Consider the following 25,909-nt stretch of genomic DNA (forward strand, 5'->3'; position numbering starts at 1 on the left):
TGGCTGATCGAGGATGTTATGGATATCAATCTGTTGAAGAAGACCCCAGATCTGCGAGGAGTGGCAGACATCCGACTGATGACACTGGAGGATGGGCCCGCGCGCGGTCAAAGGCTTCTCATTGCCCGCAACGCAAAGGGGATATCATTCGAAATTGCGGTCGACAGAGGTTTCGATATTTCCAGCCTTGCCTTCAAGGGCCTGAACATCGGGTGGAATTCACCGACACAGATGCGGTTCCCTCCATCTGATCCTGGCTCCGAGGAGGGGTGGGGTTTCCTCCGCAACTTCGATGGCTTCATGGTGACCTGCGGTCTTGACCACGTCAGCCGACCACGCGAGGTGGACATTTCCCACTACGAGCATCCCCATCTTAAAACGAGGAAAATGCCGCAGCATGGGAGGATCTCAACCGAGAAAGCGCGATTGGTGGGATATGGTGTCGATCAAGGCAGCGGCGAAATATTCTGTGAAGGCATCGTCAGGCAGGCAAGTGTTTTTGGCGAGACTGTCGAATTGCGGCGGCGCGTAAGACTTGGGATATTTGACTCTGAAATAGCGATCGAGGATGCAGTTACGAACCGTGGCTTTGTCCCGTCGCATCACGCGATGATCTACCATCTGAATTTCGGGTATCCGTTTCTTGATGAGAACCTAGAGTTCACAGGTCTACCCGAACTTCTTGCGGCGAAAATGCTGGTTGATCTACCTCTGCCAAATGACAAATACGGTGAGCGCGTGGATTCTGTAGATAGTCGCGACATTCCCGAGTCCGATCCCATCATATTCTCGAACCCTGCGCTCGACATATCGATGGGGTTGTCGTTCAGTCGTACGCACCTGAACAAGCTGGCGATCTGGCGAGCGTATCAATCAGGTCTATACGCCCTTGGCGTCGAGCCTCGTACCGACATCGCAGAAGATCGTCCACTCCTGCAGCCGGGGGAAGGTTGTAAGTACACTCTACAACTCAGCTTGACTGCAAAAGTCGACGACGGAGGGACTTAGAAACAAAGATGTACGCGATAACGATCAGCGCTTCATCCAGAGTGCAGGCATTCTGGGAACAGGTGAAACGAGCCTCTGCTTTTGAACGCACTTCGTCGATCGAAGCTTTGGGTTACGCGCCTCATCTCACCCTGGCGCGCTTCGGTGAGGCGACGCCCAACAGTTTGCTTGAAGCAGCAAGGAGCCTGCAACAGACAAGGGCCTTCTCGCTGACGTTCGATCACATCGGTTATTTCGACGTCAATCCGATTGTGTTGTGGCTATCGCCGCGCCCAAGTCAGCAACTGCTCGACTTGCACGCAGAGCTGCACGAGCATGTTGATCCCCAACTCTGCGATCCGCACTATCTCCCATCGTGTTGGACGCCGCATCTCACGACCGCCTCGTCCGTCGATGTTGCGCACCGCGACAAGGTAATGGAGTTCGTAAGCCTGCCGTTTGAGCCCTTGAGCTTAAGTTTTGACGCCATTGACGTTGTTTCTTGGCCACCCGTCCGCATCTTGAGCAGAATGCCGTTACAGCAGGTTGAGACCTGATTAGATTTGCCTCTTGTGGTGCAGTGTATTTGTTCGCTTCGAGCAGACACTGATGAATTAGCTGAGCCCCGCGAATAGATGTTTGCTCGTTTGAAGTGATGCTTCTTGAAGGAAATCTGCGATCCCCTTGAACTGGGCGAGAGCTATGATCACTGCGCTCCACCTAAATTTTGAGTATTTGGAATGAGAATGAATCTAGGTTGGCTATTGTGACATTGAAGATACCTCACGCGGTTCTCTTTGACCTTGATGATACTATTTTGATAGAAGGTAATCGGAGGGCTATCCTGCACGATGTCGCTTCACAGCTAGAACATCTCCTTTGGCCGCACGAGTCGGCCGCTGTTGCCGATCGTGTCGAGACGGCCCTGCGGGAATTCTGGTCCTCATCAGAGCAAGCAAAGGCAGCCCGCCTCGGATCGTACCGAGGGATCAGCCAAGCGCGTGAAACCGTCATCACAGAGACGCTTGCTAGAAGTGGTGTTGTCGGATCGCAGGAAGTGGGAGCTTTATTCAGCGACCTATTTACAAACGCGAGAAGCGCAAGCATCCAAATCGTAGACGAGGCGCTGACGACTATGTCTACATTTCGGCAAATGGGGATACGTTTGGGTTTGGTCACAAACGGGGCAGCCGATATTCAGCGACGAAAGCTCGAACGGTTCGGCCTAGCACGCTACTTCGACCACGTGCAAATTGAAGGCGAACTCGGGTTTGGTAAACCGGAGGAGCGAGCGTACTTTCATGCGATGGAAGCGCTTGGATCGGCGCCTCAAGACACTTGGATGATTGGTGACAATTTGGAATGGGAAGTTGCAGCTCCTCAGAGGTTGGGCATCCGCGGCATCTGGCACGATCTTGACGGAACTGGTCTGCCGACGGGCTGTTCGGTCCAGCCCGATAAGATTTTTCGCAAATTCAGTGAGTTGCTGTCCTTTTGAGCCTCGATCGACCGTATCCATTTCCCTCAAATGAGTTTTCGCCGGATTGCGAGTGCGGTGAGATGAGCCTTGCTGCGGACGTCGAAGCGCTTCATGGCCTCGCGAAGCTTGACGCGGACGCTGTTGTACTTGACCCCCTCGACGTCAGCGATCTCCTCCATCGTCTTGCCGACGGCAATCCATCTCAGATATGTAGCCTCTTTCGGATCGAGCCATGCGGCATCTTCCGCGGTAGGCGTGGTGCGAAGGAATGAAATGCGGGCATGGATCTGCCCGATGGTTGCCGCCGCTGCAACCGCATCGATCTCCCGATCGAGATCGATCGCCGGCTTCTCCGATGCCAGGGTGAACATCGACATCGAGCCGTTGGCAGTTCTGATGGGGATGGTGATGCCGGAGCGGATGCCGAAATTGGCCGCGTGGGCATAGAAAGAACGCTCGTGTTTCGACAGCGTCGGCCGCTCCTGCTCGCCCGACCAGGTGAAGATGTGCTTCCTGGATCGTGCGCGTCTGACGACCGGATCGAGGGCGTCGAACTTCTTGTCGAAATAGGTGGATTGCCACTCGTGATGATAGTTGGTCACGGCGGTGATGTGCCTGTGCTGCATATGGAGATAGGCATAACCGGTGAAGCCAAAATGGTCGGCGATGTCCGCCAGCCCGGTCTTCAGGATGCATTCATCGCCTTCGATCGCGGCAAGATCCGTCAGCTTGTCCAGCCAGTGCTGCATTCTTCATCTCCGTCTAATCGTTGTCAGTATCCTTGTCGTCGGATTTCGATCGACAGTGACCGGACGGAACTGATGTCGCTGACGGCATTTCGCAGTTTCCCTAAAAGATCCCTGTCCAAACCCCGCCTGGGGTTCTGCTGTTTGACGGGCGACGACACCCCTTTGGGGATGTCGTCGCCGTCCATGAGCGGAGAGTTTTTCCCTCGTCCTCTTCGCTGCATGACTGCTGAATATCGCTTGGCGCTGAAGTTCATTGCCTCCAATCTTGGATGATCGGTGTATCCACCTCAGGCTACCTTAAGGGCATGTTCACATCGTAGGAGCATGCCATAAAGGTCACGTGGCTCGTCCGGGTCTGCCAGCAAGTCCAGTTCGGTGAACATCTCAAATTCGGCAATCTTGCCCCGGACATAGCGCAGGGCCGAGAAGTCCTCGATTGCGAAGCCGACGCTATCGAACAAGGTGATCTGTTTATCATCCCTTCGGCCGACCGCATTGCCGGCCATAACCCGCCAAAGCTCCGTAACGGGATGCGACGCGGGAAGCTGCTGAATGTCGCCTTCGATCCAGGTCTGCGGTGGATACTCCACGAAGATGTCCGAGCGCAGCAGAACCTCTTTGCTGATCTCCGTCTTGCCAGGGCAATCGCCGCCTACCGCATTGATGTGAATACCCGGTCCAACATGATTGTCAGACACGATTGTGGCGTACTGTTTGTCGGCGGTGACAGTGGTGATGATGTCAGCGCCCTCAACGGCGTCGGCGACCGATTTGCATTCAACGATGTGGAAGCCAAGTCCGGTAAGGTTCCGTGTGCATTTTCGCGTCGCCGCTGGATCAATGTCGTGAAGACGCAGTTCCTGGATTCCAAGGAGTGCTCTGAAGGCGCGAGCCTGGAATTCACTCTGGGCGCCGTTACCGATGATGGCCATCGTTCGTGAATTCGGCCGCGCCAGATATTTCGCGGCAAGGGCGGATGTCGCCGCAGTGCGGAGTGCGGTCAGAATTGTCATCTCCGAGAAAAGCAACGGATAGCCGTTCCCGGCATCTGCAAGGACGCCGAAGGCTGTGACCGTTTGGCGGCCATCGCGCGTGTTTTTCGGATGGCCGTTGACGTATTTAAAGCCGTAGAGTGTGCCATCGCTGGTTGGCATCAGCTCGATGACGCCGTCGTTGGAGTGGGAGCCAACCCTGGGTGTCTTGTCAAAAACGGGCCAACGGTGAAAGTCCTCCTCGATCGTCGCCGCCAGTTCCGCGAGAAAGGTATCGATACCCACCTTGAGCACCAGTTTCATCATATGATCCACGCTTACGAACGGAACCACGTTTAGCTTGCGATCGACGGTCATTATTCCTCCGGTCATTCGACGGTAGATTTCAGGCAGCGCGGGTTGGTCTATCCATGACGCGCTTGCCCATGAGACTTGCAACGAGATCGACGATGAGCCTTGCAGTCTTCCCGCGCTCATCGAGAAAAGGGTTCAACTCGACGAGATCCAGGCTGGTGACGAGACCGCTGTCGTGAAGCATTTCCATGATCAGGTGCGCTTCGCGAAACGTCGCGCCGCCGGGGACAGTCGTTCCAACGGCAGGTGCGATTTCCGGATCGAGAAAGTCGACGTCGAAACTGACATGCAACATCCCGTTCGCGGCGCGGATGCGCTCGAGGAACATCTGGGTCACACTGACGACCCCGTGTTCATCGATGGCACGCATGTCGTGGACGGTTATCGATGAAGACCGCAGCGCATCCCGCTCCGCGGGGTCAACGCTCCTGATGCCGATCATGCATAAGTTTTCGGGCGGGACGGCGTGCTTCAGCGCTGGATAGAAGCCCTCGAATCCACGCCGGCCGGTATAGTAGGCCACAGGAGTGCCATGCAGGTTTCCGCTGACGGTGGTTTCCAGCGTATGGAAATCGGTGTGGGCATCTAGCCAGAGAACAAAGAGCGGGCGACCGTTCTCCGAGGCGCGCCGTGCTATTCCCGGAACCGTTCCTGCCGAGATCGTGTGATCGCCGCCAAGAAAGATCGGCATACTGTTATTGCTGTGCTCATAAGCTGCCGTCGAAAGCATCTTGATCCATGCCACCGTTTCGCCAAGGTGATGGACAGAAGTGTTAGGATGCGCGATCGCCGAAACTAACTTCGGACCCTGATTGCCTATGTCGCGAACCCTGTGCCCCAATTCCTCAAGTGCGGCGGCAAGACCCGCGATCCTGAGCGCGCTCGGACCCATCTCGCAACCGAGATGTCCTGCCCCAACTTGCAACGGTGCTCCGATCAAGGTGCATTCCATGGAGGTCTCCAATAAGGACCGCGTTCCGCAGTCTTTCAAAAGGCTGCAGGTTTCAGTAATGGGCCGTGGCAATAAGCTCGATCAGTGTCGTGTCACCGAGGTCAGCGACGCCGATGGTCGCGCGGGCGGGCAATTCCTCTGGCGCGAACCATTCCTTCCAAACCGCATCCATTTGCGGCTTCACGTTCATGGCGGCGATAAAGATCGTCACGGAGAGCAGGTTTGCGCGTTCTGAGCCTGCCTCTTTGAGATATGCATCGAGCTTGGTCAGGACCTGTCGAGTTTGCCCTTCCATGTCGAGGCTTTCATCGTCCGCGACGATCCCGCCGAGATAGGCGATGCCGTTGTGCTTGACGACGCGATGCAATGTCGGCATCCGGATAAGTCGTTCTGTCATGAGAAATGTCCAGCTTCGTTGGTGTCGTGATCGACAGGATCCCTGCCGGTTACCGCTTTCAGCGCGCGGGGCGTGTGCGGGAGATGTGCAAGTTCAGCAAGCCGAACGGGCTTGACTGGCGAACGAAGGCGATAGGTTCCCACGTCGCCGGGGCTGACCTTTCTTTCTTCCGCCATGATTTCTGTGACGGTCGCTGCACAAAGACGGCCCTGGCATTGGCCCATTCCGCAGCGAATGAAGGTTTTCAGCTGGTTGGGACCGGGCGGTCCAAGCGCGATAGCCTCCCGCAGCTTGCGCACCGTGATTTCCTCGCAGCGGCAGACAATCGTGTCGGGGTAGACCGGGGCGAGGAAGTCCGAGCCCGGCGTGTAGAGAGCATCCAGAAACGCTCTTCCGCGAAGGAAGCGGCGGGCTTGCTTGTGCAGGGATTTGATCCGCGCAGCTGCTACCGTCGTGCTGCCCAGCCTAAGGTCAGAAAGTGCGGCCAGTGCTGCGATACGTCCGCTGACCTCGGCGGCTTGAGCACCTGCGATCCCGGCTCCGTCGCCGGCGATATAGATGCCGGGCCTGGTGGTCCGACCCTCATGATCTGCGACAGGCTCGAACGCACGCTGTTCGTCATTCCATTTCAACTCACAGCCTGCCGCGTTGGTCAGGCTTGTCGACGGAATCACCCCCTGGTGCAGGAGCACCGTGCCGGCCGGGATGACCTGTTCGTCACCGTTGGTGGTGAAGCTTACGCCTTCACCATGCTCAATGCCAGTAATCGCGATGGATCTGACACCGGAAACCACGCGTGCATGCCGTTTTACCTTCATCAGCAGGCCTATGCCTTTCAGCACGTAAGGTGAAAGCATGAATTCAGGCATGTGTCGGAGCACGCTCGCCCGAAATGGAGATTGTGCGGTATCAAGGACGGTGAGATCGGATACGCCTGCATCAACAAGCTGACTTGCCAGCAGATAGAGAAGCGGCCCGCAGCCTGCAAGAACTACAGGTCCGGCCGGTACCGCTCCGGCTGCCTTGAGCGCAATCTGGGCTGCGCCCGCGGTCATCACGCCTGGCAAGGTCCAGCCGCGCACTGGCATGGGTCGCTCCTGGGCGCCGGTGGCGAGAATGATAGCCGAAGCTTCAATCATTTGGGCCGAGCCAGCCACGGTCACGCCGACGAGATTGCGAGCCTGACCTACCGTCTCGTCGGGGCTCTCCAGGCTCCAGACCGTGGCGCGCGCCGCGTAATCGACGTTGCTGAGACCGAACGCTTCTGTAAGTGGCTTTCCCTTCCAATAATCAGGGCCGAGATAGGTTCTTCTGTCGGGATTGTTTCGTGTGATCTCGCGGTAGATCTGTCCGCCCGGACGGGGGTTCTCGTCCAGTACTGCAACGTGGGCGCCAGCCGCAGACGCTTCGACAGCGGCCGCCATACCTGCAGGCCCCGCGCCGATGACGAGAAGGTCGTAAAAATTCAGAAGGTCCGATGCTGTTGAAACTTCACGAAGGCTCATGGGACTATCCCCTTTTCGCTTGTCGCGAGCTCGGGAAATGTTGGCGCGCCCATCTGGCTCAAAACCGTCATCCCGTTTTCGACCTCGGTCAGACAAGCTTGACGGTTCTGCACGCCATCCACTGTGACGAGACACTCGAAGCAAACGCCCATCAGGCAATAAGGCGCGCGCGGGCTTTTGCTGACGACGGATTGTCGAACATGGTCGATCCCTGCGGCCAGCAAAGCGGTGGCGAGCATATCTCCGCGCTCAGCCTGGATGACCACGCCATTGAACGTGAACTGGACGGGTTGCTCTATCCTATGCAGCCTGTTGAGCATGGAACCTCCGGGCGGAAAAGGCTGAGAGATCGTCTTCAAGCTTACCCGCAGCGATCTGCGGCGCGACGATCAGCGCGTGATTGGCAGCCAGGGTTACGCCAGAATGGCAAGCGACAAGAAAAGCGCCGGAATAGCGCTCGGAATGATCGTAGATTGGTACTCCGTCGGCCGTTTTGACCCTGAAGCCCGTCCAGCTGCGCAGGACGTTCAAATCAGAGAGGGCAGGGAAAATCCGTAAGGCGCGGCTGGCCAGCACGGCGCTGATATCGGATGACGACGAGATTTTCGCGCTGTCGGTCTCTTCGCTGTCGCCGATCATGATCCCGCCTTCGTCCGCCTGCCGCATCCCGGCAGAGAGGCACGGTAAGGCGGTCTGGCTCTTCTCCGTGACGAGAATCTGACCCTTGCTTCGCTTGAGTGGGCAAGACAGCCCGACCATTGGGGCAAGCCTTTCGTTTTCGAGGCCGGCGGCGAGAACGACACGGCGCGAAAGCATGGAAAAGCCATCACCCTTGAGAATGAAGCCTTCAGTCGTCGGTTCTATTGTTTGAACATGATGGTTTGGACGATAAGTGGCCCCCTTCTTTTCCATCGCGGCGTGAAGCGCGTGGAAGAGGCGAAGTGCGTTCACGTGCCCGTCCGCGGCACAATAAATCGAGCCTACGACCTCAGCGCCGACACCCGGCACGCGGTCTAGCGTCTGCTGGCGATTCAAAACTTCAAATTGCGGAGCTCGACCATTTGTTTCGAGCGCAATGCTATCCATATCCGCGCGATTGGCTTCGAGTTCCTCATCGGAGAGTGCGAAGGTATATGCCCCGTCCTGTTGAAGACCCACGTCGATGCCGCTGTCGTCGAACAGGGCTTTTGCCATCGTCGGCCATCTCTTCGCGGAGGCGTCCGACCAAAGAGCGTAATGGGGCGCATGCAGTCCCTTACCCTGCACCCAGACCAGCGCGAAATTGGCGCGCGAAGCACGCAGATCCAGATCCGCGCCGTCAAGGACGAGTGCCTTCGTTCCTGAGCGTGCCAGACCCCAGGCAATGGACGCGCCAACCAGGCCGCCCCCGATAATGGTCATATCAACTTCGTACATCGCATCTCGGGCTTGTTTCGTATTTGCAGGTCCGGGATACGGCGCGAACGCCGTATCCCCTGGAAGCGATCGATCAATGGGGGGTGACGTCCACCTTGAACCACTTCAACGAGAGCGTCTTGATGGTGCCGTCTTCGCTCGCTGCCTTGATGGCTGCGTCAAAATCAGCCTTGAGGGCTGTGTCTTCCTTGCGAAGGCCAACAGCGACCACGCCGAACTCGCCACCGGAGAAAAGCGGCCCGACGATCTTCGCGCCCTTCATCTCCGGCTTTTCGATTGCCGCGGCGAGCACGGTTGCGTTTGCCAGAACAGCATCCAGGCGACCGCTGGTCAGGTCGAGGTTGTGCTCTTCGACGGACTTGTATTCCTTGATATCGACGGAGCCCTTGAAATACTTGTCCAGGAACGTCGATGCCGTAGTCGATCCCTGAACACCGACAGAGGTGCCGTTCAGGAAGCTTGAAATGTCGGTAATAGCCTTTTTGGCGGCGTCTGCCTGGGTGTCGAGCGAATAGGTCTCGCCGGTGCCTGGCATATCTGCCAGCTTGCTGTCACCCATGACGGCAAAACCATTAATGCCAGCGGCATAGGGGATCGAGAAGCCGATCACTTCCTGGCGTTTTGGTGTAACGCTCATGGCGGCCATGATCGCATCGTATTTTTTGCCGGTCAGAGACGGGATGATGCCATCCCAGTTCTGCGCGACGATCTGGCATTTGGCCTTCATCTTCTCGCACAGGGCATTCGCGAGATCGATCTCGAAGCCGTCGAGCTTGCCGCCCGGTCCGGAGAAGTTCCAAGGCGCATATCCGCCCTCGGTTGCGATTGTGATCGACTTCTCCTGAGCTGCCGCTTGGCCCCCTAGAAGAAGAAGCGCTACGCACAGAATTGTTTTGAGTTTCATAGGTTCACCTCTGTTCATTTGTTTCCTGGAGACGCGAGCCGTGACGACTGGATCGTCAGTGGGATGCACCGCCGTCGCGCCGCAGGAATTGCCGAAAGCGATCCGTACGGGGATGGGCGAACATTTCGGAGGAAGGGCCTTCTTCAGCGATGACACCTTGGTGTAAGAAGACCGTTCGCGATGAAACATCGCGGGCAAAATCCATTTCGTGCGTGACGATCAGCATGGTTCGACCTTCGGCCGCCAGATCACGCATGACCTTGAGAACTTCGCCGACCAGTTCCGGATCGAGAGCCGACGTCGGCTCGTCAAACAGCATGACATCCGGTCGCATCGCCAGGGCACGGGCAATTGCCGCACGTTGCTGTTGGCCGCCGGAAAGCTCGGATGGATAGGCATCGCGCTTGGAGCCAATACCAACGCGCTCAAGCAACGCCTCGGCTTCATCGCGGCATGATTTCCGGTCACGGCCCTGAACGTGTAAGGGCGCTTCCATGACGTTCTGGAGTATCGTCAGATGGGACCAGAGATTGAAGCTCTGGAAGACCATGGCGGCCCGCTCGCGCAGTCGGTTGACCTGCTTGATATCCTTCGGACGAGCGGGCCGGCCGACACGATGCTCCAGGGCAATTTCTTCACCCATGATCGCAACGCTTCCGGCATTCGGGACTTCGAGCATGTTGACGCATCGCAGAAGCGTCGACTTGCCAGACCCGGACGAGCCGAGGATCGAGATCACCTCGCCCTCGTTGGCCGTTAGCGATACGCCATGGAGAACCTCCAGGTTACCGAAGTTTTTCCTGATCTCTGTCAGCTGAACAGCTGGGCGAGCGGGGTTAAGCATGGAGTTCGCCTTTTCGTTCGATGGGACCGGACGTGCGTCTGCCTTTGCGTCGCTCGGGCCACAAAACCCATTCGAGCAACGTGAAGAGACGCGCGACGATGAAGTTAAGGATGAGGTAGATTGCGCCGGCGCAGGCAAAAACCTCGACGGTGCGATAGCTTTCCGAGATCAGCTTTGCGGCAATTCCGGTGATTTCCATGATGGTGATGGTGGACGCGAGAGACGTCGACTTGACCATCAGGATCACTTCATTGCTGTAGCCGGGCAGCATCTGTCGTATCGCCTGCGGGATGACGATCCGGCGAAACAGCTTTACCCTGCCCATCCCGCAGGCTTTCGCAGCCTCGATCTGGCCAGCGGGCACCGAAAGCAAACCTCCACGCATGATCTCAGCGGTGTAGGCAGCGGTGTTCAATGCGAGCGCCGCCATCGCGCACCAGTAGGCGTCGCGCAGGACTGGCCATATGAAACTATGCCGAAGATCGGGAAACTGGCTGAGGCCATAGTAGATGATGTAGATCTGGACGAGAAGCGGCGTGCCGCGAAACGCGAATATGTAGAAACGCGCCGGCAGATCGAGCCACCAGAGGCGAGACACGCGCATCAGGGCCAGGCCGAAAGCGAGAACCGTTCCGAGCGCTACCGAGAACACCGCGAGTTTCAGCGCAAGCGGAATGCCCGCAAGCAAAGCGACGAAGGTCTGCCAGAGAAATGCGGGATCGAACGGCATTACACGCCCCTCCGCAGTCCGCGCATGGAGCGCATCTCTGCCATACGGAAAACCTGCCCCGAGACGAATGTTATAAGCAGGTAGAGCGCCGCGGCGGTGAGGTAGAAACTAAACGGCTGGCGGGTCGAGCCCGAGCCGACCTGGGCCTGTCGCATCAACTCGACAAGGCCGATCACTGAGATCAGGGCGGATTCTTTTAGGACCAATTGCCAGACGTTGCCGACGCCCGGCAGGGCGTACCGCGCTGCCTGAGGCAGGACGATCCGCCGGAACAACAGCAAGGACCCCATACCGTAAGCCCGACCGGCCTCGACCTCGCCCTTGTTGAGAGCCAGTACCGCCCCACGCAGGACCTGCGTTTGGTAGGCACCCGAAACCACACCGATGGCGAGGGCGCCTATCAGAAACGTCGGAGCACCAACGAACCCGCTACTTCCGAATAGTGAAGCGACACTGGAAATGATAGAGCTCGACCCGAAGTAAAACAGATAGATAACGAGCAGGTCCGGGATGCCACGAAGCGCGGTCGTGTATCCAGATGCTGTTGCCTGAAGCGCTCTAGAGTTTGAAAAGCTTGCGGCGGCGCCAAGACAGCCGAAGACAAGGCCTATTGCGAAGCCGCTGAATGCCACGGCAACCGTCATCCCGGTTGCCCTGAGCATATCATAGCCCCAGCCATCAGGGCCGAAGCCCATAAGTTGGAAGTAATCCATAGCGTTCCCTGCGCGCGACCGTTTCGCCGCACGTCTGATCCCGGTTGGTCCGGAAGAGTTGTGATTTATAGGGTCAGCTTTACATTCGGCCCGCATTCCGTCAAATTCATAATGGCGAGCTGAGAATAAGTAGATGTTATGGTAAGTTATGAATCTCAGGCAGGTTGAGGCATTTCGAGCGGTCATGTTGACGGGGCAGATGACAGCAGCCGCAGAGCTGATGTTGGTGACCCAACCAGCCGTCAGCCGCCTTATCAAGGACTTCGAGCATGCGCTTGGGCTTCATCTCTTCGAAAGGCGCGGCAACCACATCATCCCCACCCAGGAGGCAAAAACCCTCTGGAAAGAGGTGGACAGAGCATTTGTCGGGCTCGCTCACATCGGGAACTTGGCGGCCGATATCGGGAGACAGGCGGCGGGCACCATTCGCATCGCGGCCATGCCTGCTTTGGCGAACGGCCTTTTGCCACGATTCCTCGCCCAATTCCTGCACGAGAAGCCAAACCTGCAGGTGTCCTTGACGGGGCTTCCTTCGAGCATGGTGATGGAAGCTGTCGCGTCTGGACGGGCCGATATAGGCTACGCCGATGGCCCCTCAGATCGCCCCGGTTTTATTTTGGAAACCCGCTCACTTGCCGCAATCGTCGCTATACCGATGGGGCACAGGTTGGCCGGTCTCGAGCGGATTACCCCTCAGGATCTGGCTGGCGAGCGGATTATAAAACAGGAAACAGGCACACTCTTTGCCATGCGGGTCGAGGTGGCTATTGGCGGTATTCCGCGTCGTCCCTCCCTCGAGGTGAGCTTGTCGCATACGGCGCTCAGTCTCGTGCGCGAGGGCGCGGGGATTGCAATAATCGATCCCGCGGCAGCCATCGAATTCAAAGACAGGATTGTGCTGCGGCCATTCTCGATTTTTATCGATGCCGGCTTCCTGGAAGTTCGGTCAGCGAACGGCGTGCCATCTGCCGTCGTTGACACGTTCTCTTCGGAGTTCTGGAGCTTTCATGATGAACTGATGGTCCACAACGGATTGATGGAACGAGGTCGTGCCGACGGTGGCGCGAGCCTAGATTGTTAATCGACGACAAAAACATCACAAAAGATAAATCGCTTCATGACCCCTGTCCTTGTGGCTACGCAAACCGCGAGGCAAGCGTAGCCTCCGGGACATCAAGCCGCATTGCGGTAGTCGGCGTCGGCCGGCCCGGCATCAATTTTGAATTGATGGATTAAAGCCATAAGTCGACCGGCCTGTTCGGCAAGTTCGCGGCTCGCTCCTGTCGTCTCCTCCACCATGGCGGCGTTCTGCTGTATGATTTGGTTGATTTGGTTGACTGTCGCGTTGACTTCCTGCAGAGCCCCGGATTGATCGTGACTTGCGCGCGCGATCACCTCGACATGCTGGCTGACGGCCACAATCTGAGTACTGATTTTCGCCAGAACCGTGCCGGTCTCCTGAACGAACTGAGAACCGGAGCTTACCTCGCTGGTCGACTTATTGATGAGGCCTTTAATTTCCTTCGCGGCCTTGGCAGAACGCTGTGCAAGCTCGCGGACCTCTTGAGCGACGACAGCAAAGCCCATGCCGGCTTCGCCCGCGCGTGCGGCTTCAACTCCTGCATTGAGGGCCAGCAAATTCGTCTGGAAGGCAATTTCGTCTATAACACCGATGATCTGTTCGATCTGACGGGAGGCGGATTCGATACGACCCATTGCATCAATCGCGTTGGAGACCACGACTGCAGAATCGTCAGCGCTGCGCTTTGCCTGACGCACGATCTGTTCGGCATCAATGGCGCGTTCGGCAGACGAGCGGACAATGACGGTGATCTCATCGACAGCAGCGGCGGTCTCTTCGAGCGAGGCAGCCTGGTGCTCGGTAAGTTTAGCGAGATCTTCGGCGGACTGGGCCATCTGGTTTCCGTTGCCCTGGATCATCTGCACGTTATCGCGGATCTGGCTCATGGTTGCCTGAAGGCGGAGCATCGAACCGTTGAAGTCTTCGCGCAACTGCTCTAGTCGGCCGATGAACGGCGTATCAATGGTCGTGGAAATATCGCCCTGTGACATACGCTCCAGACCGGCGGCGAGCTCGTTGACCGCATATTCGATCTGGCGGTCCATCTCGTGCTTCTCGGCATCGTTGCGCTGGCGCTCGAGCTCGGCGGCCTGTCGCTCTTCGTCGCTCTGCTCCTCGATGCGGATCTTGGAAATCGCATTCTCCTTGAAGATGCCGAGAGCACGGGCCATGTCGCCTATCTCGTCGAAGCGTTGTTCGCCGGAAATGCTGGTGTCCAGCGCACCATCTGCGATACGGCGCATCGCGGCAGTAATATGACCGATCGGGCGCTGCAGGGTCAGGACCAAGGCAATGCCGCCGATGATCGAGACCAGAATGCCGAGGCCGGTGGTGCCGACAGAGATATTGTTAGCCTGCTCACGCTCGGCTCCCGCCGTCTGTTTTTGCAGTTCGGCAAAGCTAGTCAGCTGATGCCAGATTTTATCCAACTGCTCACGCGCTGATGCATATTGTGCATCTCGTTTCTCGCTTACCGAAACGAGATTTCCTGCGTCTAAGTCGAGTGCGGCAATCGACGGTGTCACAAGCGAGGCAACGCCTGAAACGAATTCGAGACCCTGAGCGCCGCCGATCAATGTCTCGAGGTTCGAGTTTACCCAGGCTATCTGCTGATGAAGCTTGTCAAAATTTGCGGTATCCACTTTCACCGCCATGTCGGCCATGGCCAATTGTAGGGACTGGATCGCTGCATCAAGGCGCCTCGATTTTTCCAATATCGATGACGTTTTCGCCGTCCGATCGTCCAACTCCACGAAAACATTGGTCGCTTGCCGCATCATTTTCAACGCCCAAGCTTGGACGACCGATGCCACCCGGCGTAAGCGTGCAACATCTTCGACTTCTCCGCCTGACGCCACTTGTTCGGCAGATAGGTGGCTTTTCAGATCGGCGATCACCTGTTGCAGCGTTTGCACCAGTTCCTTCTGATCACGAGGGAGCGAAAGCTCGATTGTGCGCCCCGCCTTCATTATTTGGGGCATCGCATCGGATAGGGTCTGCAGTTTGTCTGCTGGACCCTGCGCCTTTGCGAAATCGTCCAACACCTGCCCCATCAGGTCGCTGCCTTTCAGCACCTTGTCGGCCGCACGCATGGTCGCCGTCGCACTGCTCTGGCCGGCGCGAAGATCCTGCTCAAGTTGCTGTGCCGACTCACCTACCTTGGATCGTGCATCAATAAGTGACTTTTGCGCGCCTTCAATCGAGAGGCGAAGCAAAACCTCTTGCTCATGTAGTGACCAAAGATTTTCTATCGTTTGGTGAAGCCCAGCGGTGCCCGAGGATGCCTCGGAAAGAATGGATTGACCATCGCCATCTCCAATCTGTTCGAGCATACCGTCGATGATAGCCCGCTGTGCCTTCACCTCGTTATCGAGGCCATTCCTTCCTTCTTCACTCGCCTCGCGCAGGAAGGCGTCCATCGAACCGTAAAGGTTTTTGAAGCCGCTCAATGATTGCAAGACGCTGTTCGATATGTCCATTCGACTCTGAAGAAGCCCGGATGCGTACAGACCGGTGAGGCCGACTGCGGAGATGGTTGCGACGAACGGTAGGACGACGATCAGGACCTTGGCCTTGATCTTGAACCGGGACAGATACTGATCGATGAACATAGTTGGCCCCTCAACGGCAACTCACGCGCGGCCGGTGAGCGGCGGCGCTAGGTGCACGACAGTTGTTTTAATTGGGAACCCTTGTGGGGTGGCGCTCATTGCCATGCGTCGCGGAGGGAATCGGACGCCCAATTCTCGACTATGTACAGGATGATCTGTTAATTCTCTGCTAATTCATACAAGTCTTATAGGCACCACACGGCCAAAATCTCCGCGATTCAAATGAGCTTTCTTCTTATCGCGATTGCGGTGAGATGAGCCTTGGAGCGGACGTCGAAGCGCTTCATGGCTTCGCGAAGCTTGACCCGGACGCTGTTGTACTTGACCCCCTCGACGTCAGCGATCTCCTCCATCGTCTTGCCGATGGCAATCCATCTCAGATAGGTCGCCTCCTTCGGATCGAGCCAAGCGGCATCTTCTGCAGTAGGCGTGGTGCGAAGGAATGAAATGCGGGCATGGATCTGCCCGATGGTTGCCGCCGCTGCTACGGCATCGATCTCGCGATCGAGATCGATCACCGGCTTCTCCGATGCCAGGGTGAACATCGACATGGAGCCGTTGGCGGTCCTGATGGGAATGGTGATACCGGAGCGGATGCCGAAATCGGCCGCGTGAGCATAGAAAGAACGCTCGTGTTTCGACAGCGTCGGCTGTTCCTGCTCACCCGACCAGGTGAAGATGTGCTTCCTGGATCGTGCGCGTTTGACGACCGGATCAAGAGTGTCGAACTTCTTGTCGAAATAGACCGACTGCCAGTCGCGATGATAGTTGGTCACGGCGGTGATGTGCCTGTGCTGGATATGGAGGTAGGCATAACCGGTGAAGCCGAAATGGTCGGCGATGTCCGCCAGCCCGGTCTTCAGGATGCATTCATCGCCCTCGATCGCGGCAAGATCCGTCAGCTTGTCCAGCCAGTGCTGCATTTCCGTACCCTCCATACGAGCGTTGTCGGAATTTCGCTCTTGTCTATACGCGCCGACAGTTGCCCGGCCTTAAGCATCCTATGGACGAAGTCACTGGTTCATATCCCCAACTTGTCATGTGTCTGGATCCGCTACTCGGGAAAGCCGAGCGACAACGTCGCTATCGACATTGCATTCTGGTTCCAACGCGACGCGGCCGCTTCTGGGGTGCGACAGGCAAGCCGAAGCAACCGCTTTCAGGCCAATCGGCCCATAATTTTGTAGGAGATCCGGCCTGTCATCGCTTTTGCTTTCATTGCCCCTGGTTGTCGAAGGCTTCTTCATTGGCTCTCTCTCTGCTGTTCCGCTGGTCAAGCCTGATCCGGCGCGAAAAGATCCGGTGCAGTCGGCCTCATAAGAACGCTGGTGACAGGTTAATTGTCCCTGAGCTTGCTCCCTCCGCTAGTGATGTTAAACGGCTTGTAACCCGTAGACATCAGATGCTGCATTGTGTCCGCGTCGCCGAAATCAAGCTCGGCGAGCAAGTCGTTGTCGTCAGTAAATGCCCGACCGTAGCAAGCGCTCAGGATTTCGATGCCGCTTTTGTGCAGAGGTGCTTCGACATTTGCCATTTCTGCAAGCTTCAGCGCAGGAATGAGACCGAAAGGAACGTCTTCCAGCACATAGCGCGTGTCGATATTCTTCGGTCCCATCGGGTCCTTGCCACGCTCGACGAGAATCGTGGAGATTTCCGCAACACTCGCCGCGGTGATACCGAAGGACTTGGAGTAATGATCCATGATGGAAGGGACTTTCTTCCCAAAAGCTTCCGCGATCATCAAACGCTCCCGATCAAGAGCTTCAACCAGCCTGCCGACCGAGGGCGTCACATTTGCGCGCTGCCCCCACGTTTCGCCTCGCTCAATGCGCGTGAGATTGCATAGAGCCGTTGCGAGATGGCTTGCGGGATTGATGTTGCTGAGAACGATCGTGAGAATATCGTCCTTCACGACAAAACGATCGCCGAAGAGTTCCACGCATATGTTCTGAGATTGTGCCGCAAGCGATGCGGGAAGAGTCGCAATGTCGACTTCGCCGCGGATCGCTCCAACCTTAATTTCGGTCGAAGACGGGGCTTTCGAGGTCAGAACGGTGGTATTCCAGACGACAATCGGGATCACAATGCCGCGCTCCGCCATTTTCTTCGAGAGATAAAGGGCTGAGAACGAGAGGTGCGCACTGATTATGACCGTGTGTCGTTGCTCCAGGTGAGGGACAAGGCTGTCGAGAACGAAGCGATGGCCGTAAGCGGGGAGGGCCAGAACAATGACGTCGCTCTCCGCCAACTCCTTCGCATCCCTACAAACGTCAGGTCGAAACTCTCCGGTAATGGCTCCGCTAACCGTAAATGGAGCGCCCTCGACAAGCGCTTTCGTTCTTTGGCCTGATGGAGACCAGACACGGACTTCATGCCCATGCTGCAGCAGAAAGGCTGCGTATCCCATAGCGATCGCGCCTGCCCCGGCGATTGATACCTTCATCGGCGAAATGACCTTTCGGTTTAGGTGCCGACCACGAGATATCGTGGTCAGTTTCTGTCTCGGATTCTCATAACGTTGACGCACCCCGTCGCCGTGGACAGTGCTATCAGTTTGTTTCGTCCATCCTGACCAAATGCCCTTCGGACACTTCCCGGTACTGCCGTGGAGGTGGCTCGTAGCCAATCGGTCGGATGGGGCTTTTCAGTTCGTCGCTTGCGATGCCCCGCCGGATCCTGCGCCGCGCAGGATCCGGCACAGGTACCGCCGCCATGAGTTTCTTGGTGTAAGGATGCTGCGGATTTTCGAACACGGCGGCGCGGGGGCCGATTTCGACGATCTCGCCGAGATACATGACTGCCACGCGATGGCTCACCCGCTCCACGACCGCCATGTCGTGGGAGATAAACAGGAAGGCCAGGTCGAGGCTCTGTTGCAGATCAAGCAACAGGTTACAAACCTGCGCTTTGATCGATACGTCAAGAGCGGAGACCGCCTCGTCGGCAACGATGATCTTCGGGTCGAGCATGAGCGCGCGGGCGATCGCGACGCGCTGCCGCTGACCGCCGGAAAACTCGTGGGGAAAACGCCTCATCATGTCGGGTGACAGACCAACTTTTTCCATCAATCCAGCAGCCTTATCGCGCGCCTGCGACGTCGTTCCCAGCCGGTGTTGAATGAACGGTTCCACGAGAGCACTACCGATGCTCAGTCGCGGATTGAGTGAAGCATACGGGTCTTGAAACACCATCTGGATCGAGCGACGCATCTTACGAAGCGAGGAATGGTCAAGCTTCATGACGTCGTGACCATCGATGACGACATCGCCGCTCGTCGGGTTCACGAGGCGCGTGATTGATCGGCCGGTCGTCGATTTGCCGCAACCCGATTCTCCGACCAGCGAAAGGGTCTCTCCTTGGAAGAGATTGAAGGAGACCTTTTCGACCGCGTGCACCGCGCCGGCCTTTCGGCTGAACAGGCCTGAGCGTATGTTGAACCGCATCGTCAGGTCTTTGACGTCGAGGATCGGCGCCTTGTGCCGGGCGACGGTATCGTTCACCTCGGCGAGTGGCCGCTCTTCTCCAGTCTTGCTATCGACGATCGGGAACCGCAAGGGTAGCTTCCGGTCCGCCATGGAGCCAAGGCGCGGAACGGCCGACAGAAGCGCTCGCGTATAGGGATGTTTTCCCCGATGGAAGATGTCGTCAGTCGCTCCCGTTTCCACGGCGTCTCCTCGGAACATGACGATCGTTCTGTCCGCCACTTCCGCCACGACACCCATGTCGTGGGTGATGAAGAGGACCGAGGTGCCTTCCTCTTCCTGTAAGGTCTTGATGAGATCAAGAATCTGACCCTGGATCGTCACATCCAAGGCAGTGGTGGGCTCGTCTGCGATCAGCAGCTTCGGTTTGGAGGCTAGCGCCATGGCGATCATGACGCGCTGACGCATACCCCCCGAGAACTGATGCGGGTATTCGTCGTACCGACCCTTGGCGTTCGGGATCCGAACTTTTTCAAGTAGCCTCAGGACTTCACCCTTGGCGTCAGTCGCGGAAATTTCCTTATGAACAGTGAGCGCCTCCGCGATCTGCTTGCCGATCGGGATTATCGGGTTAAGCGAGGTCATCGGCTCCTGAAAAATCATAGAGATTTCGTTGCCGCGGATCTGACGCATCTCCTCTTCCGGGAGCGAAAGGAGATCCCTGCCGGAAAGCAAAACCTTTCCTTCCACCCGGCTCGACCGTGCTGCCAGAAGCCGCATGATGGAAAGCGAGGTGACGGATTTACCAGAGCCGGACTCTCCGACGATTGCCACGGTCTCACGCGGTGCGATATCGAACGAGATATTCCGAATGACCTGTTTCCAGCCGTTCTCGACCTTGAACGAGGTCGTAAGATCCTGGACGGAGAGAACCGGGGCCAAGGACGCCTGAGTTGGGCCGGGGGCGGTATGTTGAGTTGGCAACGTCATTGCGCGCTCCTAGTTTTCGGATCGATCGCATCACGGAGCGCGTCACCAAGGATGTTGAGTGCGAGTACGGTGAGGAGAATGGCAAGCGAAGGAAACACGACGAGCCACCATCCGCTCAGGATGTTTTCGAAACCCTCACGGATCATGCCGCCCCATGTGGCTGTTGGCGGCAGAACGCCAAGGCCGATGAAGGCTAACGAGGCTTCCGTTCGAATGGCAGACGCCATCCACAGTGAAGCGACAACAACAATGTCGGACAGGATGTTCGGGAGGATATGAACGCCCATGATCCGGAGTGGCGAAAAACCCAGCGACCGGCCCGCCTCAACGAAATCACGCCGTTTCATAGCGATCGTCGGCGCCCGGGCGACGCGAGCGAACGGAGCGGTTTCCGTGATTGCAATCGCGATGATCAGATTCTCAAAGCTGGCGCCGAGCATTGCGGCGACCATCAAGCCCAACAGCAGAGTGGGAAAGGACAGCATGACATCGACGATACCCATCACAATCTGATCGAATATGCCGCCGATGTAGCCTGCCAGAATCCCGAGCGCTGACCCGACCACCATCGCAATCATGACGGATAGAAATCCGATCGATAGCGATATGCGCGCTCCGTAAAGGAGGCGGGAGAGAACATCTCGGCCATAACTATCGGTTCCCAGCCAGAACTGTGCGGAGGGCGGGGTAAGCCGATGAAGAATGTTCTGCTTCAGCGGGTCGTATGGCGCGATGAGCGGTGCGAACACCGCGAGCAAAATTATCAACGCCAGAAGTCCGATGCCAATCCAGGAAAAGCGATTGCTACGGAATGCCTTCAGGACCGGATTCGGTTGCCGTGCGGGTACGGCTTGAGACACAGTGATATCGGTCATTGGGCAAGACTCACTCTGGGATCGACAAGGGCGTAAATGAGATCCGTGATGGTGTTCACGATGATGACGAAGGTTGCGAAAACGACCATCAGTCCTTGAAGCATCGTGTAATCACGGGACTGCAGAGCGCCGAGGATGAGCTTGCCGAGCCCTGGACGGGTGAAGACGATCTCGGTGAGAACTGAATTGCCGATCAGGGTGCCGAAATACAGACCTACGACGGTCACAATCGGGATGAGGGCGTTGCCAAGGGCGTGGCGCAAGATGAGGCTGCGGGGCCGAACACCCTTCGCACGGGCAGTGCGGATATAATCCTCCCCCATGACATCGAGCATGGAAGAGCGTGTGACGCGCGCGATGTAAGCCGTCATGATCAGCCCGAGGTTCAGCGCCGGGAGCAACAGGTTACGGAAATGGTCGACCGGATCGCTGGTGGCGCGGCTCATCACCGGCAGCCACTGCAACCAGACCGCAAATGCGAGAAGCATCAAAATGGCGGAAACGAAACCGGGGAAGGACAGACCGACGAGCGAAAGGATACGGCTGACATAATCCGGCCATTGATCTCGGCGAACGGCAGCTATCACTCCTAGCGGAACTCCGAGCAACGTCCCGATCAGCATAGCGGCCGCGGCGAGTTCAAGCGTATAGGGAAGGACCAGCGCCACCTCTTCCAGCACGGTACGACCGCTCACCATCGACGTGCCGAAATTTCCTGTCAGCATATCCGAGATAAAATGGAAGTATTGGACAGCGATCGGTTGGTCGAGGCCAAGTTGAGCGCGCAGGGCCTGAAGGGCGGCGTCGCTTGCCCGATCGCCAAGCATGGCAACGGCGGCATCGCCGGGAACCAGCCGAACCAGAACGAACACAAGAGTGAGCATGGCAATCAAAGTCGGGATTGCCAGGAGAAGTCTTCGGATCGCATAACCTATCATGCGGCAACCCTTTCGATGGAGACGCGGCTTGCGCAGAAAGCGTCCAGATTGTGATTTGTGTGCCCCTGACAGATCAGGTCGGCGACAACGCGCCCGACGGATGGCACAAGTTGGAACCCATGTCCGGAAAAGCCAAAGACATGGATCAGGCCCTCGACCCGAGTGGAAAAGCCGATCACTGGGCGGTGGTCGGAAGTCATTGCTTCCATGCCCACCCAGGTTCGGACGATCCGAACCCCTTGCAGTTCGGGAAAAACCCGCACCGCTGCCTGCACCGATGCTGCGAGCGCCATGACATCAACGGTGGCGGATTGTCGGTCCGCTGCAAGCCTACCCTGAGATCCACCCCCGATCAGAAGGGTTCCTTGAGACGTTTGTTTCAACGAAAGCTTCTTTCCGAGCGATCCTACAACCGGCCGGATTTTGGGAACGGAGCGTTCCGTCACGACCATCATCGAGGTGCGGATCTCGTGTTTCATCGGATCGCCAGCAAGAGCAGATACATCGTCGGCCCAGGCTCCAGCTGCATTGACGATGAGTTTCGCCTCGAAGACGCCGCGCGTTGTCTCTACGCGCCAGCCGCTGGGTGATCGGTTGAGGGCCGTCACAAGGCACTCTTCGGTGATCGTAACCCCTGCTTGAAGTGCAGCGTCCCGAAAAGCGCGGATTGTCTGATGTGGGTCGGCAGAACCATCACCGGAAACCCAGGCGCCGCCGACACAATGCGGGGAAAGACCTGGCAAAAGACTTCGCATCTCATCTGGGCCGACAAACTTCTCGTGATGGTAGCCCATAGCCTCGAGCCGATCGATACGGCTCTTGATCTTCGCCAGTGCCTGTTCGTCTTCGGCAACCTGCAACTGTCCGCAGGCAACGAAGCCGCAGTCGTCGCCGACGAGTCCTTTCATGTCATGCCAGATTTCCGCAGCCTCTAGGCTGAGAGGCAGTTCTGCGACGTCTCGACCGAGCGTGCGAACGCCGGCAGCTGTTGCTCCTGAAGCATGGCGTCCAAGAAAGTGGCGCTCGACGAGTTGAACCCGTGCGCCTCGACGGGCCGCCTGTAAGGCGGCAGAAAGACCGTGCAGGCCCCCGCCTATGATCAGGACATCCGGGTTCATTTCGCGGCCTCCGCATTCTCCAGCGACGCGATTTCTCCAAGGGTGATTGGCTTCAATGGCGGGCGGATGTGGAAAAAAGCGACATCCTTAATCGGGAGATTGTGAACTTCCGCAAGAAGCGCTTGCACTGTGTAGCCGCACTGACGGCCCTGGCATGGCCCCATCCCGCATCGTGTCGCGGCCTTTACCGCACTGGGATCGGCGGGGCTGTTGCGCGCGGCCGCACGAATGGCGCCGGCAGTGACTTCTTCACAGCGGCACACGATCACCTCATCGGCAAGCCGATTGCGTGGAGGAGGATACATGGCATCCAGGAACGGCCTCAACGCGAGAGCTCGATCACGACGCCGGTCGAGATGGGTGACTTGGCGGAGCCTGTCTGTCTCGGAAGAAATCCCGAGGCGGCCAGCGATACCGAGGGCTGCGATTTCTCCGGATATGGTGGCGGCCAGCCATCCACCGATCCCTCCGGCATCGCCGGCGACGAACAGACCTTCCCGACTTGTCTCTCCCCATCGGTCCAGCTTTGCAGCCAGATATCCTTGTTCCTCGTTCCATCGGTGGGAACAGTTCAGCGCCAGCGTTTCATGGACACGCGGCACAACCCCTTCATGAACGAGCAAGACGTCAGCTTCGGCCCGATGGCGCTTTCCATCCACCTCCCAGGTGAGATGGTCAAGACGTTCATCGCCTTCCGCGCGCAGGTCAGAAAAGCCCCGGACCATCAGACTGCTGCGTTTGACGTCGCGAAGCCAACGCAGCCCTTTCAAAAGGCCACCGAAATCACGCCACGCGCGCGGTAACCGGCTCAAGGCGGACAGTTTCGGCGACGTCGAGGTGTCGAGATATCCCGCAATGCGACCTCCCAGGTTAAGAAGCTGGGTTACATAAAGAAGCGGTAGCGGGCCTGCTCCGGCAATCCAGACCTTACCTTCGGGTAACATTCCCCCGGATTTAAGAAGGATCTGCGCGGCTCCCACGGTCATCACGCCAGGCAGCGTCCAACCCGAGAATGGCACCGGACGTTCTTGCGCGCCATTGGCGAGCAATACGGCGCGGGCCGTAAGGCGCCGCGCTTTTCCTTCGGAAGTCAGGAAAACATTCCAGCCTTCCTCGATCTGCCAGACCTGCGTCGAGGGCAAGTATTCAGCGCCCGACGTCCTGAAGGCGGCTGCGAGCGCCTGTCCTTTTTGGTAATCCGTGCCAAGTGCAGAGAATACCGGGCTTTTGACGTTCCGCTCGATCCCTCTGAATATCTGCCCGCCCGGCGACGGTTGTTCATCGATAACAACCACCGAAGCACCGAGCTCACGCAAACGAACGGCGGCGCTCATACCAGCGGGACCCGCACCGACAATTGCAACATCATAGCTCATCGCGAGATCTCCCGAGGACCGCGCTGACTTTCGATGCGCATGCCTTGACGGACTGGAACCAGACATCCCTGTGTTGAGGAGACACCGTCGACGATCGCCAGACATTCGAAGCACACGCCCATCTGGCAATAGGGAAGCCTGGCTTTTCCGCTGACCGGAGATCTGCGGCCCGCATCCGGAACACGCAGAAGCACGCTGGCGACCGTCTCTCCATCCCAGGCGGGCGTCTCGATTCCGTTGACAAGCACGGTCATATCCGACGGCGCGCCGGGCCGCTCAAGCACACTTTTGAACATTAAATCTTCCATTTGAAAACGCGGAAAGGTCGGTCGACAGCCTCCCGTCAAGCATTGCCGGCGCGACAACAGAGGTGTGAGCGGCGGCCAACGTGACACCTGAATGGCACGTGGCCGCAAAGAGGCCGGGGTAGTCTTCGGATTCCGCGTAGATCGGAGAGCCGTCAGGAGGCATCACCCGGAAGCCGCTCCATTGACGAACCAATCGAGCCTCTGCCAGCGCTGGAATTACCCGCGTGGCCCGAAGCGCGAGCTTCGTGGCTGAGGCGACAGACACACCACGATCAGTATCATTTTCTTTCGTCGCGCCGATCATGATAGTGCCGTCGGCAGTCTGTCTCAGTCCACTGCCGGGATAGGGCAGGAGCGGCTGAAGCCTCTCCGTGACGAGGAGCTGACCGCGCTCGGACCTCAAGGGAATTTTAAAGCCGAGCGGGTCAGTGAGGGAAGGCGTTGCGAGACCTGCGGCAACCACGACGCGTGATGCTGTATACGTGCCAAGGGCAGCTTTGACTGCAAATCCATTTGTTCCGGGTGTTATCGATTCCGCGCTGTTGCGGAAGATGATTTTTCCACCCAACGCGATGGTTCCGCGCTGCAAGGCAGCAAGGAGCTGCAATGGATTTACGTGGCCGTCGGCTTCACAATAGCTCGCGCCGACGACCTCGGGGCCGAAGGCGACCGCCGGCATCATGCGTTCGAGTTCGCGGCGATCGACCATCCTTGTGTCGTTCTGCGGCACATAATTATGAGTACGCTTGATAACCGTATCGCGCGCTTCGTATTCAGCATCGCTCAAACAGTAGTTCATGCCGCCAGGTCGGGAATAATCTACCTGCATCCCGATTGTTTCCGTCAGTTCACGAAGAAACTCCGGCCAAAGGTCAGCACTATAGCGGCTCAGCTGATGATAGGCGGGTGCGTTGGAACCCTTACCCTGGACCCAGACAAGACCAAAGTTGGCACGCGCTGCGCGCATGTCCTGATCTTCTCCATCAAGGACAATGACGTTCTGTCCCTGCTTGGCGAATCCATAGGCGAGTGCGGCTCCAACAACAGCACCTCCAATAACGATAACGTCTGCGTCCACCTTCATCTCCATTGATTGTTGCCGAGCTTAGGAAACAGGGGTAGAAAGTCAAAGTCGTTTAATTCGGTAGTGTATTCGCAAAGGTTAT

The 25,909-nt window shown here is 57.5% G+C and carries 25 protein-coding genes; 4 read left to right on the top strand and 21 right to left on the bottom strand.

Annotated features, from left to right (window positions below; translation table 11 throughout):
* Window positions 1-18: 18 nt before the first annotated feature.
* The 3 genes from CFBP4996_RS25875 (at window position 19) to CFBP4996_RS25885 (ending at window position 2,485) form a co-directional block, all read left to right on the top strand.
* Entirely contained in the window at window positions 19-1,008 is a 990-nt protein-coding gene (locus CFBP4996_RS25875; protein ID WP_080855523.1) for an aldose 1-epimerase family protein, read from the top strand.
* A gap of 8 nt (window positions 1,009-1,016) precedes the next feature.
* Window positions 1,017-1,544: a 2'-5' RNA ligase family protein gene (locus tag CFBP4996_RS25880; RefSeq protein WP_080855524.1), complete on the top strand. Its 528-nt coding sequence runs from the start codon at window positions 1,017-1,019 to the stop codon at window positions 1,542-1,544.
* 209 nt (window positions 1,545-1,753) lie between these two features.
* The gene (locus tag CFBP4996_RS25885) at window positions 1,754-2,485 is read left to right on the top strand and encodes an HAD family hydrolase (RefSeq protein WP_233283456.1); all 732 of its coding nucleotides are present in this window, start codon (window positions 1,754-1,756) and stop codon (window positions 2,483-2,485) included.
* A gap of 26 nt (window positions 2,486-2,511) precedes the next feature.
* On the opposite strand, the gene traR (CFBP4996_RS25890) is transcribed toward CFBP4996_RS25885, so the two are convergent.
* The 11 genes from traR (CFBP4996_RS25890) to CFBP4996_RS25940 form a co-directional block, all read right to left on the bottom strand.
* A complete protein-coding gene (gene traR, locus CFBP4996_RS25890) occupies window positions 2,512-3,216 on the bottom strand; it encodes an autoinducer-binding transcriptional regulator TraR (protein ID WP_080855525.1) in 705 nt (234 codons plus the stop codon).
* 287 nt (window positions 3,217-3,503) lie between these two features.
* Window positions 3,504-4,565 (bottom strand): ornithine cyclodeaminase, encoded by a 1,062-nt coding sequence (locus tag CFBP4996_RS25895; RefSeq protein ID WP_080855526.1) that lies wholly within the window; start codon window positions 4,563-4,565, stop codon window positions 3,504-3,506.
* 28 nt (window positions 4,566-4,593) lie between these two features.
* Complete coding sequence (gene rocF / locus CFBP4996_RS25900; protein WP_080855527.1) at window positions 4,594-5,514, bottom strand: arginase; 921 nt, start codon at window positions 5,512-5,514, stop codon at window positions 4,594-4,596.
* A gap of 52 nt (window positions 5,515-5,566) precedes the next feature.
* Window positions 5,567-5,911 carry a RidA family protein gene (locus CFBP4996_RS25905; RefSeq protein WP_080855528.1) on the bottom strand — a complete coding sequence of 115 codons (345 nt, stop codon included), beginning with the start codon at window positions 5,909-5,911 and terminating at the stop codon, window positions 5,567-5,569.
* Complete coding sequence (ooxA, locus tag CFBP4996_RS25910; protein ID WP_080855529.1) at window positions 5,908-7,416, bottom strand: opine oxidase subunit OoxA; 1,509 nt, start codon at window positions 7,414-7,416, stop codon at window positions 5,908-5,910. The genes CFBP4996_RS25905 and ooxA overlap by 4 nt, the downstream gene beginning before the upstream one ends.
* Window positions 7,413-7,736, bottom strand: coding sequence for a (2Fe-2S)-binding protein (locus tag CFBP4996_RS25915; protein WP_080855530.1), 324 nt, complete (start codon window positions 7,734-7,736; stop codon window positions 7,413-7,415). Before CFBP4996_RS25915 ends, ooxA begins: the two co-directional genes overlap by 4 nt.
* Complete coding sequence (gene ooxB / locus CFBP4996_RS25920) at window positions 7,717-8,832, bottom strand: opine oxidase subunit OoxB (RefSeq protein WP_080855531.1); 1,116 nt, start codon at window positions 8,830-8,832, stop codon at window positions 7,717-7,719. The genes CFBP4996_RS25915 and ooxB overlap by 20 nt, the downstream gene beginning before the upstream one ends.
* 73 nt (window positions 8,833-8,905) lie before the next feature.
* On the bottom strand, window positions 8,906-9,736 hold the full coding sequence (occT, locus tag CFBP4996_RS25925; RefSeq protein ID WP_080855532.1) for an octopine ABC transporter substrate-binding protein OccT: 831 nt from the start codon (window positions 9,734-9,736) through the stop codon (window positions 8,906-8,908).
* Window positions 9,737-9,791: 55 nt separating this feature from the next.
* Window positions 9,792-10,580 carry an octopine ABC transporter ATP-binding protein OccP gene (occP, locus tag CFBP4996_RS25930; RefSeq protein WP_080855533.1) on the bottom strand — a complete coding sequence of 263 codons (789 nt, stop codon included), beginning with the start codon at window positions 10,578-10,580 and terminating at the stop codon, window positions 9,792-9,794.
* Window positions 10,573-11,310: an octopine ABC transporter permease OccM gene (gene occM, locus CFBP4996_RS25935; protein ID WP_080855534.1), complete on the bottom strand. Its 738-nt coding sequence runs from the start codon at window positions 11,308-11,310 to the stop codon at window positions 10,573-10,575. Before occM ends, occP begins: the two co-directional genes overlap by 8 nt.
* Window positions 11,310-12,023, bottom strand: coding sequence for an ABC transporter permease (locus CFBP4996_RS25940; protein ID WP_080855535.1), 714 nt, complete (start codon window positions 12,021-12,023; stop codon window positions 11,310-11,312). The genes occM and CFBP4996_RS25940 overlap by 1 nt, the downstream gene beginning before the upstream one ends.
* A gap of 148 nt (window positions 12,024-12,171) precedes the next feature.
* On the opposite strand from CFBP4996_RS25940, the gene CFBP4996_RS25945 reads away from it, so the two are divergent.
* Window positions 12,172-13,104: a LysR family transcriptional regulator gene (locus CFBP4996_RS25945; protein WP_080855536.1), complete on the top strand. Its 933-nt coding sequence runs from the start codon at window positions 12,172-12,174 to the stop codon at window positions 13,102-13,104.
* A 92-nt stretch (window positions 13,105-13,196) separates the two neighbouring features.
* Here CFBP4996_RS25945 and CFBP4996_RS25950 read toward each other — a convergent pair whose 3' ends face one another.
* The 10 genes from CFBP4996_RS25950 to CFBP4996_RS25995 all read right to left on the bottom strand — a co-directional run bounded on the left by CFBP4996_RS25950 (window position 13,197) and on the right by CFBP4996_RS25995 (window position 25,833).
* Complete coding sequence (locus CFBP4996_RS25950) at window positions 13,197-15,716, bottom strand: methyl-accepting chemotaxis protein (RefSeq protein WP_080855537.1); 2,520 nt, start codon at window positions 15,714-15,716, stop codon at window positions 13,197-13,199.
* A 218-nt stretch (window positions 15,717-15,934) separates the two neighbouring features.
* On the bottom strand, window positions 15,935-16,639 hold the full coding sequence (gene traR / locus CFBP4996_RS25955) for an autoinducer-binding transcriptional regulator TraR (RefSeq protein WP_080855546.1): 705 nt from the start codon (window positions 16,637-16,639) through the stop codon (window positions 15,935-15,937).
* A 413-nt stretch (window positions 16,640-17,052) separates the two neighbouring features.
* Complete coding sequence (locus tag CFBP4996_RS25960; protein ID WP_080855538.1) at window positions 17,053-18,159, bottom strand: NAD/NADP octopine/nopaline dehydrogenase family protein; 1,107 nt, start codon at window positions 18,157-18,159, stop codon at window positions 17,053-17,055.
* Between the two features lie 106 nt (window positions 18,160-18,265).
* A complete protein-coding gene (locus CFBP4996_RS25965; RefSeq protein ID WP_137396084.1) occupies window positions 18,266-20,128 on the bottom strand; it encodes an ABC transporter ATP-binding protein in 1,863 nt (620 codons plus the stop codon).
* Window positions 20,125-21,003: an ABC transporter permease gene (locus CFBP4996_RS25970; RefSeq protein ID WP_170988529.1), complete on the bottom strand. Its 879-nt coding sequence runs from the start codon at window positions 21,001-21,003 to the stop codon at window positions 20,125-20,127. The genes CFBP4996_RS25965 and CFBP4996_RS25970 overlap by 4 nt, the downstream gene beginning before the upstream one ends.
* The gene (locus tag CFBP4996_RS25975; protein ID WP_080855433.1) at window positions 21,000-21,941 is read right to left on the bottom strand and encodes an ABC transporter permease; all 942 of its coding nucleotides are present in this window, start codon (window positions 21,939-21,941) and stop codon (window positions 21,000-21,002) included. Before CFBP4996_RS25975 ends, CFBP4996_RS25970 begins: the two co-directional genes overlap by 4 nt.
* Window positions 21,938-23,059, bottom strand: coding sequence for an NAD(P)/FAD-dependent oxidoreductase (locus CFBP4996_RS25980; protein ID WP_080855434.1), 1,122 nt, complete (start codon window positions 23,057-23,059; stop codon window positions 21,938-21,940). Before CFBP4996_RS25980 ends, CFBP4996_RS25975 begins: the two co-directional genes overlap by 4 nt.
* A complete protein-coding gene (locus CFBP4996_RS25985) occupies window positions 23,056-24,435 on the bottom strand; it encodes an FAD/NAD(P)-dependent oxidoreductase (RefSeq protein WP_080855435.1) in 1,380 nt (459 codons plus the stop codon). The genes CFBP4996_RS25980 and CFBP4996_RS25985 overlap by 4 nt, the downstream gene beginning before the upstream one ends.
* Window positions 24,432-24,731 (bottom strand): (2Fe-2S)-binding protein, encoded by a 300-nt coding sequence (locus CFBP4996_RS25990; protein ID WP_080855436.1) that lies wholly within the window; start codon window positions 24,729-24,731, stop codon window positions 24,432-24,434. The genes CFBP4996_RS25985 and CFBP4996_RS25990 overlap by 4 nt, the downstream gene beginning before the upstream one ends.
* Window positions 24,712-25,833: an NAD(P)/FAD-dependent oxidoreductase gene (locus tag CFBP4996_RS25995; RefSeq protein ID WP_080855437.1), complete on the bottom strand. Its 1,122-nt coding sequence runs from the start codon at window positions 25,831-25,833 to the stop codon at window positions 24,712-24,714. Before CFBP4996_RS25995 ends, CFBP4996_RS25990 begins: the two co-directional genes overlap by 20 nt.
* Between the last annotated feature and the right edge of the window lie 76 nt (window positions 25,834-25,909).

The sequence above is a fragment of the Agrobacterium leguminum genome, from assembly GCF_005144435.2.
In the GTDB taxonomy this organism is placed as follows: domain Bacteria; phylum Pseudomonadota; class Alphaproteobacteria; order Rhizobiales; family Rhizobiaceae; genus Agrobacterium; species Agrobacterium leguminum.